Origin of the sequence: Pseudomonas hydrolytica, from assembly GCF_021495345.1 — a bacterium.
GTDB classification, from domain to species: domain Bacteria; phylum Pseudomonadota; class Gammaproteobacteria; order Pseudomonadales; family Pseudomonadaceae; genus Aquipseudomonas; species Aquipseudomonas hydrolytica.
Window position 1 is genome coordinate 3,225,911 of the sequence record NZ_CP099397.1, and the last position, 11,929, is coordinate 3,237,839.

Annotated in this window: 8 protein-coding genes; all 8 read right to left on the reverse strand. The window is 61.1% G+C overall.

The features are described from left to right. Positions 1-107: 107 nt before the first annotated feature. The 8 genes from L1F06_RS15010 to L1F06_RS15045 all read right to left on the reverse strand — a co-directional run bounded on the left by L1F06_RS15010 (position 108) and on the right by L1F06_RS15045 (position 11,895). Positions 108-1,583 (reverse strand): sigma-54 dependent transcriptional regulator, encoded by a 1,476-nt coding sequence (locus L1F06_RS15010; RefSeq protein WP_129482190.1) that lies wholly within the window; start codon positions 1,581-1,583, stop codon positions 108-110. Between the two features lie 261 nt (positions 1,584-1,844). Continuing rightward, the gene (gene fliT / locus L1F06_RS15015) at positions 1,845-2,138 is read right to left on the reverse strand and encodes a flagellar protein FliT (protein WP_003247091.1); all 294 of its coding nucleotides are present in this window, start codon (positions 2,136-2,138) and stop codon (positions 1,845-1,847) included. A gap of 24 nt (positions 2,139-2,162) precedes the next feature. After that, entirely contained in the window at positions 2,163-2,543 is a 381-nt protein-coding gene (gene fliS / locus L1F06_RS15020; protein WP_003247090.1) for a flagellar export chaperone FliS, read from the reverse strand. A 72-nt stretch (positions 2,544-2,615) separates the two neighbouring features. After that, a complete protein-coding gene (gene fliS, locus L1F06_RS15025) occupies positions 2,616-3,008 on the reverse strand; it encodes a flagellar export chaperone FliS (RefSeq protein ID WP_003247089.1) in 393 nt (130 codons plus the stop codon). Then, positions 3,008-4,471: a flagellar filament capping protein FliD gene (gene fliD / locus L1F06_RS15030; RefSeq protein ID WP_129482189.1), complete on the reverse strand. Its 1,464-nt coding sequence runs from the start codon at positions 4,469-4,471 to the stop codon at positions 3,008-3,010. The genes fliS (L1F06_RS15025) and fliD overlap by 1 nt, the downstream gene beginning before the upstream one ends. 79 nt (positions 4,472-4,550) lie before the next feature. Then, a complete protein-coding gene (locus tag L1F06_RS15035) occupies positions 4,551-4,943 on the reverse strand; it encodes a flagellar protein FlaG (protein WP_129482188.1) in 393 nt (130 codons plus the stop codon). A gap of 72 nt (positions 4,944-5,015) precedes the next feature. Next, the gene (locus tag L1F06_RS15040; protein ID WP_003247086.1) at positions 5,016-6,500 is read right to left on the reverse strand and encodes a flagellin; all 1,485 of its coding nucleotides are present in this window, start codon (positions 6,498-6,500) and stop codon (positions 5,016-5,018) included. A 244-nt stretch (positions 6,501-6,744) separates the two neighbouring features. Then, the gene (locus tag L1F06_RS15045) at positions 6,745-11,895 is read right to left on the reverse strand and encodes a glycosyltransferase (RefSeq protein ID WP_129482187.1); all 5,151 of its coding nucleotides are present in this window, start codon (positions 11,893-11,895) and stop codon (positions 6,745-6,747) included. Positions 11,896-11,929 lie beyond the last annotated feature (34 nt).

Below are 11,929 nucleotides of genomic sequence, written 5' to 3' on the forward strand. Positions count from 1 at the left end.
CCCCGTGCCGACTTTTTTTGTCTTATTTATCAACAGGTTGAAAAAACAAAGCCGGAGCTTGCGTCAAAGCTCCGGCTCTATTGGGCCTTTCCGCCAGCGGCGTGGGGTCAATCTTCTTCCTGACCTTCCTCGTCGCGACGGCTCATGCCGTACTTGCGCATCTTCTCCACCAGGGTGGTACGGCGAATGCGCAGGCGCTCGGCGGCACGCGCCACCACACCGCCGGCATCATCCAGCGCCTGCTGGATGAGCCCCTGCTCCAGGTTGCCGAGGTAGTCCTTCAGATCGAGTCCCTCGGGCGGCAACATGGCAGGCGTATCCAGGCCCGGCAGCCCGGCCATGATCGCGGCACGTTCTTCCATCTCGTCGCGCAGGCTGGCGGCAAGCTGTTCATCCTCGTCATCGACATGACGGAATTTCTTCGGCAGCTCGCCGACACCGATCACGCCGTAGGGATGCATGATCGCCATGCGCTCCACCAGGTTGGCCAGCTCGCGCACGTTGCCTGCCCAGTCATGGCGGCACAGCGACATGATGGCGGCGGAGTTGAAACGGATGGAGCCGCGCTTTTCGTGTTCCATGCGCGAGATCAGCTCGTTCATCAACAGCGGAATGTCTTCGATGCGCTCGCGCAGCGGCGCCATCTCGATGGGGAAGACGTTGAGGCGGTAGTACAGGTCCTCACGGAAGCTGCCCTCCTCGATCATCTTTTCCAGGTTCTTGTGCGTGGCGGCGATGATGCGCACGTCAGCCGTCTGCGTCTTGTTGCTGCCCACACGCTCGAAGGTGCGCTCCTGCAGCACGCGCAGCAGCTTGACCTGCATCGGCAGCGGCATGTCGCCGATTTCGTCGAGGAACAGCGTGCCGCCGTTGGCCAGCTCGAAGCGCCCAGCCCGGCTGGTAATGGCACCGGTAAAGGCCCCCTTCTCGTGGCCGAACAGCTCGCTTTCCAGCAGCTCGGCTGGAATCGCGCCGCAGTTGACCGGCACGAACGGTGCCTCGCGACGCTTGGAGTGATAGTGCAGGTTACGCGCCACCACTTCCTTGCCGGTTCCGGACTCGCCAAGGATCAGCACGCTGGCCTCGGTGTCGGCCACCTGCTGCATCATCTGCCGCACCTGCTGGATTGCTCGGCTGGTGCCGACCAGACTGCGGAACAGGTTGGGCTCGCGCTGCCGCCCACGATCACGGGCCTGGTCATACATCTCGCGGTAGACCTGGGCACGATGCAGGGAATCGAGCAGCTTGTTGTAGCTGAGCGGTGTTTCCAGCGTGGCCAGCACGCGCCGGCGCAGATCCTCCGGCCACTCGTGAATGCTGAACTCACCCACCGTCAGCAGTGGCAGAAACTCATCCCAACCCGCGATCTGCTTGGTCAGTTCCAGCGCGCCGCCCTTGGATTCGACGTCGCCCAACAGCACGTTGAGCACCTCGCGGCTGGAGCCGAGCTCGGCAACCACGTTGCGCCAGTCCTGACTGTTACAGGCGAGATGATCTTCCCCGAGAAAATTCAGAATGATCGCCAGCTCATGGCGGCGCTCAGCATTGTCGTCGATCAACAGGATTTTGGTTTCACGCCACATCTTGTGTTTGTCTGACCCGAGGAGTGAAAGGAACTGCGCGCCAGATCCTCGGCGCGCACCGGCAATTGGCCACTAGTAAAGTCAAAAACTTGAACTTAGTCAATTTTATGACGTGATTATTTTGCCCGACTTAGGCATTAGCTAAGCAGCTGAAAGCCGGGTCGGGTAGTAAAAAATGGGAAAAAAGAGGAATCCGGGGAAGAGAGCGATGGAGACATTCCGGGCCGAACCAGCCGGTCGAGCCCGGAAAATGCGGCGAAATCAGCCGAACAGCTGATATACCTTGGCGCCCTGACGGGATTGATTGAGCTGAACCAGCTCACCAGCCAGACGCTGCTGTTCGGTCTGACAGACGATTACCAGTTCGCGGTAGAGGGCAAGCAGGCTCTCCATGCTGGTACGCAGCTGCTCTTCATCGCGACTGTCGACCATCGCGGCGTCGACAGCCAGGCGACACTGCACATCCAGTTCGCCAATGGCCGCCCAGTCCTGCTTGGCCAGAGCGTCGCGCAGAGCCAGACCGGTGGCTTCCAAACGCTGGACAGATGAACTCATTCGCTTCTCCTCCGATGCCAGCCCTTACTGGGCGATGGCATCCCAACCCTGTTTGACGTTGCGCAGCAGCTCGGAGACCTCTTCGAGTATCGCAGGCTCGTTGCTGACGTTGGCCTCGGTCAAACGGGCGATCATGTATTCGTACAGGCTATCGAGATTACCCGCCAGCTCGCCACCCTGCTGATGGTCGAGACTTTCGCGCAGGCCCGCGATGATGGCGATGCTCTTGCCGATCAACTCGCCCTTGAGCGCCGTCTGCTCGCGCTCCATGGCACCACGTGCCTGAGCGATGCGAGACAGACCGCCCTCCATCAACATCTGAATCAGACGATGAGGGCTGGCCTCCGCTGCCTGGGCCTGGTTGTTGACGGTCTGATACTGCCTGAGGGCCGCCATTGCATTCATAGTCGCTCTCGCTCTACCGATGGGCTGATACCCTGGGTATCGGCGTAGGCGCTCAAAGCTTTAGCGGGAAAATCAACCGGCCGGAGACGGCTCGACCTCGGGGCCGATGGCATCCCAAGCGCTCTTGATGTCGCCCAGCAAGGCTTGAACCTCATCCAGGGTTCGCGGGGTATCGTCCAACGCAACGCCTGCCAGACGGCGAGTCATGTAGTCGTATAACGCATCCAGATTCTCGGCGATTTCCCCGCCCAGCTCCTTGTCCAGAGCCGCCTGCAGAACGCCCAGGATGGTGATGGTGCTGCCAACCGCCATCCCACGAATCTCGGTATCGCCTTCGGCCTGGGCCTGCTTGGCCAGCATCACGCGCTGCAGCGCCCCTTCGAGCAACAACTGCACGGTACGGTAAGGCGATACCTCCTGGCTGGTCTTGACCTGCTTGTAGGCATCGATGGGGTTCTTGCTCATCACTTACTATCCTTTCTGACGAAGCCGGGCAGGTTGGCCAGCATGCCGCTCAAGCTTTCGCTTGTGCGCTTGAGCTGACCGACCAAAGAGTCCATGGCGTTGTACTGGGCGTAAAGGCGCGTCTGGATCTTTTCCACTCGCAGATCCAGGGCCTTGCGCTGCTCATCGATATTCTTCTTGGTGCCGTTGAGCGCATCGGTACGCTGCTTCAGCACGCCGTCAGTGGAGACATAACCGGACACCGCTTTAGCCAGGCGCCCCATCAGGCCATCGTCTCCGGTCAGGTAACCGGCGACCTGGTCGAAGTTGTTGTCCAGCGTCGCCGTCAGCGCGCTGTCGTTGAGCGTGAGCTTGCCATCCTTCTCGGTGGTGATACCCAGATCGGCAAGCGCGCGCACCCCGCCCTCACCCGACATCTTCACCATTTCGTTGCGCAGCGCCGAAAGCACGTTGCGTACCGAAGAGTCACCCAGAAGAGGACCGGTAACCGGATTCGAACCATCGACCGGTACGACTGCCGTCAATTGGGAGGTTGTGGTGATAAGGGCGTTGTAGGCGCTGACGAACTTCTGCAGGTTGCTCTTTACACCTGCCTTGTCGACACCCACGGTCAGATTGATGGTCTTGCCTTCAAGCCGATCGGCCGAGGACTGCGCCGCGACGAGGTCGAGGGTGACCCCTTCAAGCGCATCATCGATCTTGTTGGTGTTACGCACCAATTGCAAACCGTCGATGGTCAGCTTGGCCGACTGGGCCTTACTGATCACCCCGGCCGCACCGGTAGTGGAACTGGGAGGCAGGAAAGCGTCGGCATTGTCGGGATCGACCGCAGGCGTGAAGGCCTGGGAGGTGAGCGCATTATTTCCGGAAGTTACGCCGTCTTCCGTCACCGACACCTGGATATCGTTGCTCGCACCGGTTTTGGTGGAAGTCAGCACCAGGCGCGAGCCGGAGTCGTCGGTGATGATGCTGGCGCTGACGCCACTGCTGCGGCCTGCCTCGTTGATCGCATCGCGCATACCGGCCAGGGTGTTGTTCCCTTCCGTGATCTCAACATCGAAGCTCGTGCTGCCAACGGAAATGGACATGACGCCGCTGTTGAACGTTGCCGCACCGCTACCACTGACCGATTGCAAACCCACCTTGCTGCTACTGGCCAGCTGCTGCACCTGCACGCTGTAGTTACCCGCCGGCGCGGTGGTAGCGGCAGTCACCCTGAGCACGCTGGTGTTGGACGAACTCGCCGTGCGGGCTTCGAACAACGAAGCCTTGTTCAGCGAGTCGACTGCCGTCTTGAACGTGTTGAGCGCCCCGGTAAAGGTGCCCAACGCCGAGATACGGGCTACGGTAGTTTTCTCGAGACGATCCAGCTGAGCGGTTTTCGGCGCTCGCTCGGAATTGACCAGTACCTTGACAATGCTGTCGATGTCGATTCCCGAACCGACTCCCGTGATACCTACCATGATCCTGTACCTCGTCAAAAATCCGACTGAATCCCGTTCGTGCGGGATACCAGTCAAAACTCATGCCAAGCCCCGAGATCTAAGCTTCGGCCTTGAACAGTAAACTACGCACCTCCGACAGATTTTCTGCCAGTTTCAGCGCCTCCTCCGACGGAATCTGTCGGATGACATCACCCGAACCCGCGTCCGTCACCTTCACCACAACCCGTCCGGAACCATCGTCGACCGCGAAGTTGATGCTGCGGCGAACCGACTGGACGAACTCCTGAATAGTCGCGACCGCCTCTTCGACCTGCTCACGACTGGCCTCCTTGACAGGAGCGCTGGCGCCGGTGGAAGACTGCTCATCGCTGCCCCCGGTCGGGGCCGAGAGGGGCAGGCTTTGCTTCTGCCGCGGCTCGGTGACGCTCGAAACACCAGCATCTCGGGCAACTGCAGGATTTACTGCGGGTTTTATCGAACCGACGTCCATAAATTGCTCCTCACAATGAGGTAACGGGGGGAAGAGCCAAGCCCTTCCCCCCGTAGTCTAGCGCTTTCGACCTTAGCCCAGCAGACTGAGCACTGCCTGCGGCAACTGGTTGGCCTGAGCCAGGATCGCGGTACCGGCCTGCTGCAGGATCTGATTCTTGGTCAGTTCCGAGGTTTCAGCAGCGAAGTCGGTGTCGCGAATCCGGCTACGAGCAGCCGAGGAGTTCTCAGCGATGTTCTGCAGGTTCGAGATGGTGTTCTCGAAGCGGTTCTGCACGGCACCGAGCTGAGCACGCTGACTGTCGATGTTGGAGATTGCACCGTTGATGATACCCAGTGCGCTCTGCGCTCCTGTCGCCGTACTGATATCGATGGTATTCACCGCATCCAGCTCACTGAAGCCGTCAGCACCCAGACCACCACTCATGCCGCTAACCTGGAAGGCATCGGCTGCTTCGAGTTGTACCTGACCATCGGCGCGAGCGCCACCACCAGCAACGATGGTCGCTGCGGAGCCGACATCGTCTTCACCATCGAAGCTCTTGGCCTGCAGCGTAGCGCCACCGGAGCCGGCGTAGTTGGTGATCTGAATCGCATCGCCACGCGAGCTGACCAGTTCGATAGTGTCGCCTTTGTTCACAGCCGAGATACCAGTCTTGCCGGTTTCACGGTTGATGGCATCAGCCAGCGAGGACAGGTTAGTGACATCGTTGACCACTGCCGATACGGTAGCCGCATCGCTTTCCTTCGACTTGCTGGTCAGACCGGACAGGTTGAAGGAGACGGTGCCGGAAGCGGTGATGCCACCCAGTACGGCCACGGTGCGAGCGTTGGCAGTTACGCCGGTCTCGTCGCTCTTCGAGTTGATGGCACGAGCAACTTCGCTGGCCGAACCGCTGGCTGCGCCGGAAATGGCTACGTCACCATTGGACAGCTTGGAGTTGATGTTGAACGAAGCACTGCCGTAGGCACTACCGGAGGTGGCGCTGAAGGCTGCACCCGAAGCGATCGCCTGAGCGTCACCGCCATCGGTGGTGAAGCGGTTGATACCGATGCGATCAGTAGCAGCCGAGCCGATGGACACGCTGATGGTTTCGTAGGCGTTGGCACCAACCTGGAAGCTCTGCGAACCGAAGCTGCCGTCGAGGATCTTGCGACCGCCGAAGCTGGTGGTTTCAGCGATACGGTTCAGTTCCTGTTGCAGCTGAGCAACTTCACCCTGAAGGGCGGCACGCTCGGTAGCGCCGTTGGAACCGTTGGCCGATTGCAGGGCCAGGTCACGCATACGCTGCAGGATGCCGGTGGACTGCTGCAGAGCGCCTTCAGCGGTCTGCGCCAGGGAGATACCGTCGTTGGCGTTACGGGTGGCGACGCCCAGACCGCTGATCTGGCTGGTCAGGCGGTTGGCGATCTGCAGGCCGGCGGCATCGTCTTTGGCGCTGTTGATACGGTAGCCGGTGGACAGGCGCTGGAGAGAAGTATCCAGGCCTTTGGACGAGGTATTCAGGTTACGCTGAGTGTTGAGGGACGCAACGTTAGTGTTGACTGTAAGGGCCATGGTATTGCCTCCAGATGACCTTAGAACCGTTTGTCTGAGCCTGCGAGCTCGGGCCTGCATGCTCAGACGCCCAGAAAGTTCGCATTCGAACTCTTTATCGGCGCTTGCCTCTGGAGCTTTAGAGACTTTTTCAAGCTTTTTTTATTCTTGCCTATCAGTCACTTAGCTAAAAAATGCCACGAAAGTGACAGCATCGCCTGAAAACCGTCGAGCCCAGCTGGGCTCGACGCACTCGCGGGGACGCTCAATCGGCCAGCCAGGCTTGGCGCCAGCGCTCCAGGTTCGTTCCCTCGAGCATCCAATCGCGCAGTACCGCCTCGCGCAGGAGGTCACCAGCTGCAGCGGCGGCATCCAGATCATTGATGTGCATGCGAATGGCCTCAACCCAGTCCCGAAAGCGATTCTTCACCCTCGTCACCGGCAGGTCACCGCGGTAGCACACCAGGTCGCTGCATACCACCGGGAAGCCACAAGCGCCGTATTCCAGCAGGCGCAGGTTGCTCTTGCACTCGTTGAACAGGTTCTGCTCCACCGGTGCCAGGGCCAGATCCAGGTCCAGGCCAGCCAAAGCCGCAGGGTAGTGTTCAATATCGACACCTGCGTGGATTTCCTTAACGTAAGGTCGGATCACGTCCGGGCACATGCCCATGAATACCCATTCCACCTCGGACGCCAGTTCGCGTACCACGTCCACGATCAGATCCAGATCGCCGGTATGGCTTACACCGCCCGCCCAGCCGACACGCGGTTTGCGGCCACGCCGGCGCTGGCTTTCGAGCCCTTTCCACCAGGTCACGGGCAACCGGTTTTCGATCACCCGAATATCCTCATGCAGCCCGGCGAAGGCCTCGGCCAGCGGCTGAGTGGAAACCACGAAACGATCAACGAACTCCAGCCCGCGGCGCAAGGACTTGAGGATATCGCGCGGCATCTGCGCGCGATGAACGCTTTTCAGCGGCAGGTTGGGCAGATAGTCGTCCAGCTCGTAAACGGTGAACGCGCGGGAGAACTTGCGCATGCGTCGCATCGCCTCCAGGCGTTCATCACCGATCTGGCGCTGCAGAACGATCACATCGGGATCGTAACGCTCGAGGTCCGTCACCTGCAGCAAGCCCATGGACAGGGTACCGTCGATCAGGCCTTCGGTTTTCATCGCCGCGAACGGCTGAATCACTCGGTAGTGACCGCAGCCCCAGGGATCCGCCGGATGCGCCAGCACCACCGGTGCAGGACGCCAGCTCAGCGGCCGCCAGGTGAGAGAGACATCGCTTTCGAGGTCGAAACCACGACCGCTGAGCGCTAGGTTGCGGTTATAAGCCGTATCGTTGGCCAGTTGCGGCAGGTAACGCTCGTACAGCTGATCCTCGGCTGCCGGATCGGCGTGCGGCGTCTGGGCCTCGTGCAGGACCACGGCATTGGCCGCCCATACGGTCAGATAGCCAGCCGCCCGCGCCTTGAGGCACAGATCCACGTCACGGAACGCGGTCAACGTCGCATCCAACCCACCGACCTGGCGGAACAGCTCGGCACGCACCATAAGACAGGCGTCACCCACGGCGCTGTAGTTCTGATCAACCTGTAGACGCTGCATGTAGCCAGCCGCATCCATCGGCTCGCCTGCGAAGGCGGGCGTTGCCGGGCCATTGACGCCCAGCAGAAGACCAGCCTGGGCGATCCGTCCGTTGGGCGTCAGCAGCTTGCCACCGACTACGCCTACCTCAGGGCGTTGCGCATGGTTGAGCAGCTCGTCCAACCAGTCTTCGTTGACAATGGCCGCTTCGCCCGAAAGCAACAGCAGGTATTCGCCACGGGCCTGTTCTGCAGCACGGTTCTGCGCCAAACCGGCAGCCGCCGTCAGCACACGCACCTTGTCGTCGCCGAGCGCCGCGACCTCGCCCAGCCAGGCACTAACATCGGCACGCGTACCGCCATCGGCCAGCAGCAACTCGTAGTGGCCGTAACGGGTCTTTTCCAGCAGGCTGTCGATACAGCGCTGCAGGGCGGCCAGTGCGACATCCGTGGAGAGAAGGATCGATACCAGAGGCGTACCGGCGTGACCGTAATGCACCCGATAGCGAGCCGGCAGGCCCGGCAACACTTTCGCCTGGTAGCCACGATTGCCCAAGTGACGTTCGATCACCCGGCGTTCGTCGGGGTTGTCACGCAGCGTAGGGGCCGCGGTGATCAGGAGGGGTTCATCGATATGCCCCAATCCGCCCAGGCCGTCCTGCTCGATCAGGCGAGTCAGCAGCTCGAACTCGAAGGCCTCGGGATATTCGGCGTCGAAACCGCCGGCGGCGAGGAACAGGTCGCGGCGATACAGCCAGTGACGCGCCATCACCAACGGGAAGCTGAGCAGCAGATCGAGATTGAAGCCCGGCAGGAACGCCGCCCCCAGATTACCGTCGGGCAGACGTTGCAGCTGATCGCCGTACACGGCGCGGCACTCTGGATTGGCTGCGAGTTCCAGCCCGGCGATCATCAACCCGCTCTGGGTGAATTCATCGCCAGCGCGGGCCAGCATGAACCACTGGCAATCGCTCGCTTCGACAGCCCGGTTGATCTGCAACGCCAACGGCTCGTCGCTCAGACGCAGGAAGTGCAGCTTGTCCGCCGCGGAAGTCGCCGGCACGTCTGCGGTGGTGAGTACCAGAATACGCAGCGTCGCATAGAGGCAACGCTCGCCAAGCAGACTCTTGAGCGTGACCATCAACTGCTCGGACTGGCCTTCGCTGTCGAGCACCACGACACCGATCAACGGCCCGCCCTGATGACGCTGCAGATAATCGGCGATCAGACGGTTTTCGGTGGATGTCGGCAGGCGCTCGGCCAGCCAATCCATTAGGCCGCCCTTGGGGCGTTCGCCCAGACTCTCGAGCAGCTGCTGGCGACCGCGCTGCAGCCCCTCGCTGGCCGAGCCCGAATAGCGCTCGTAGAGCTCGCGGTACAGGGCCGGGAAATTCTTGCGCTCGCGCCCCAGCATGTGGTCGCCACCGGCACCCGGTGCTCGTGTATGCACCTCGCTGGTCACGGTCAGCACATGCACAAAGGGATAGCGTGAGGCCAGGCGCAACAGCATGTCCCAGTCCTCGAACGCGGCCAGGCCGGTATCGAACTCCCCAACAGCTGCCAGCATCTCCCGTGGGTGCGCCCAGGTATTGACGGGAATGTAGTTCTGCGTGAAGAGACGGTCGCGGTCGAACGCCTCGTGCCTGAACGGCTGACCACGGCCGAGTTCTATGCGTTTGCCGCCCTCCAGCTTTTCGTTGACGTACTCCACACCGGTGTAGATGACGCTGCCTGGATGCTGCTCGAAGGCCTCGGCCAGCACGGCCAGATGGTCGGGCAGGTAGATGTCGTCGTCGTCGAGGTAGACGACGTAGCGCCCGCGCGCCAGCGCCAAGCCGGCGTTGCGCGCCGCCGATAGGCCCTTGTTTCGGCCCTGACGGATATAGGTGATGGGAAAGTCGTAATCCGCCAACAGATACTCGACCGGCTCGCCGTTGTCGTTGATCAGAATGACTTCGAAATCACGCAGCGTTTGGCTACCGACGCTGGCCAGGGCATCCCTGAGCAGGTCTGGACGGTTGTAGGTGGTGAGGATGATGGAGAACAACGGCTCGTAAGCGGCTCCGGCCTGACGCTCCAGTCCGGAAAGGTCATGAACGATGCCCTTCCCCAGAGCGCTGGCCTTGTAGGCGACGTGCAGCGCCGCCGCGTGCTCACCCAACGCCTGCAACGTCTGCGAAACCCGCCAGCAGGCCTGTGCCTGACCGCCCTGCCCTGCGTCCAGATCCGGAAACAGCCGGCTCACCGGGTAACGGGCAAAGGCATCCAGAATGACCTTGGCCTCGAAGGCCTTGGTCTTGGCACTGGACAAGCTCTCACCGTGCTGACGCCAATGACAGAGAATCGCGTCGACTTTCTTGAAGCGGGCGCTGTCCGCCAGCCGAGTCCATATCTGGTAGTCGTGGCAGCGCGTGAAGGCGAGATCGTAGCCGCCATAGGTGTCATACAGCGAGCGGCGCACCGCAGTCCCCGGATTGGGCAGACAGTTGCCCTGGATCAACAGTGGCAGCAGCGACTGCCCCTGGTAATCGGGGTAATGCGTGCGCAGCGTTTGCCCGGTGCTGGATTGGTCGTCGAAGATTTCCAAGTCGCCGTAGAACACATCGGCACCCGGGTTCGCCGCGATGCTGCGGTGTATTTCGCTCAACGCACCTCTGGCCTGCCGGTCGTCACTGTCGATCCACACCACGAACTGCCCACGTGCCTCGGCAAGCCCTCGGTTACGCGCCGAAGCACCACCGCCGTGGTCGTTGTGCAGCAGACGGATTCTCGGATCGTCGATGGCGCGAATGATCTCTACCGATCGATCGGTGGAACCATCGTCGACCACGATCAACTCGAAATCCCGCTCGTCCTGCGCCAGCACCGATTCGATCGCTTCGCGCACATAACGCTCGCGGTTGTATACCGGCATGATCACGCTGAAGAAAGGAGCAGGCTCATCGGAGGTGACGTCAGTTGATGGCCCCGTTTGCAGCGCAGCCGAGGGAATCGGCAGGGTTTCGTTAAACAGCTGGAAGCGCTTGTTCAACCACACCAGCACCTGGCTGATGACCTCCAGCTTGTGCTCCGCGGCGATGTTCCTGTGGGTGCTGATGCTGTGCACGAAGAGCTCGGCCAACTGGTGGTAACGGGCAGCCGTCTTGGTTCCCGTCATCCGCTCCATTGCGGTGCTGTCGCGCCTGCGGATTTCTCGGCGAACATACAGCGGCTGCTCGACACGGACGAACGGCCCGTGCGCGGCCAAATGGCAGAGAAACGCCAGATCCGCGCTGACCACCGGGCGGAAGTCGAGATCGATGAACGAACGCCGGATCAGCTGGTTGACCGCCTCGCAGCGATCCAGCGCATGCAGCAGTTTGAGGTAGCGCTGGTGTGGCGCCAGTGGCTCGGCGAAAACGTAGTTGCCTCCGTTGCTCTGCCCGAGCGTGTTGCCCGTCTCATCTATCCATTTGGTCTGGGTATAGACCAGGCTGACCCTCTGGTCGGCAAGCATGCGCGCCGATGTTTCCGCCAGAAATTCGGGGGCCAGCACGTCGTGCCCGCCGAGCCACATGAAGAACTCCGAGGAGGTATGCTCGAAGCAGTAGCGAAAGTTGGCCGAAGCCCCGAGGTTCTGCGCATGACGGACATAGTGAAAACGAGGATCACGCGTGCAGAACTCGCGGCAGATTTCACCGGTCCCGTCGGTGGAGGCGTTATCCGCGATCAGTACCAGGAAGTCCGTGTACGTCTGCGCTGCGAGTGACTCGAGCGTTTCGCGGACATAGGCTTCTTCATTGAAGACCGGGACACTGACCACGATCCTGCTATTAATATTGTGCATGCGCACCCCGTAGCATGTTCGTTGCACTCCGGTA

Bases quoted from the DNA above. Each gene is read 5' to 3' on its own strand.
- L1F06_RS15010 (WP_129482190.1), bottom strand. From the start codon at position 1,583: ATGTGGCGTGAAACCAAAATCCTGTTGATCGACGACAATGCTGAGCGC.
- fliT (WP_003247091.1), bottom strand. From the start codon at position 2,138: ATGAGTTCATCTGTCCAGCGTTTGGAAGCCACCGGTCTGGCTCTGCGC.
- fliS (WP_003247090.1), bottom strand. From the start codon at position 2,543: ATGAATGCAATGGCGGCCCTCAGGCAGTATCAGACCGTCAACAACCAG.
- fliS (WP_003247089.1), bottom strand. From the start codon at position 3,008: ATGAGCAAGAACCCCATCGATGCCTACAAGCAGGTCAAGACCAGCCAG.
- fliD (WP_129482189.1), bottom strand. From the start codon at position 4,471: ATGGTAGGTATCACGGGAGTCGGTTCGGGAATCGACATCGACAGCATT.
- L1F06_RS15035 (WP_129482188.1), bottom strand. From the start codon at position 4,943: ATGGACGTCGGTTCGATAAAACCCGCAGTAAATCCTGCAGTTGCCCGA.
- L1F06_RS15040 (WP_003247086.1), bottom strand. From the start codon at position 6,500: ATGGCCCTTACAGTCAACACTAACGTTGCGTCCCTCAACACTCAGCGT.
- L1F06_RS15045 (WP_129482187.1), bottom strand. From the start codon at position 11,895: ATGCACAATATTAATAGCAGGATCGTGGTCAGTGTCCCGGTCTTCAAT.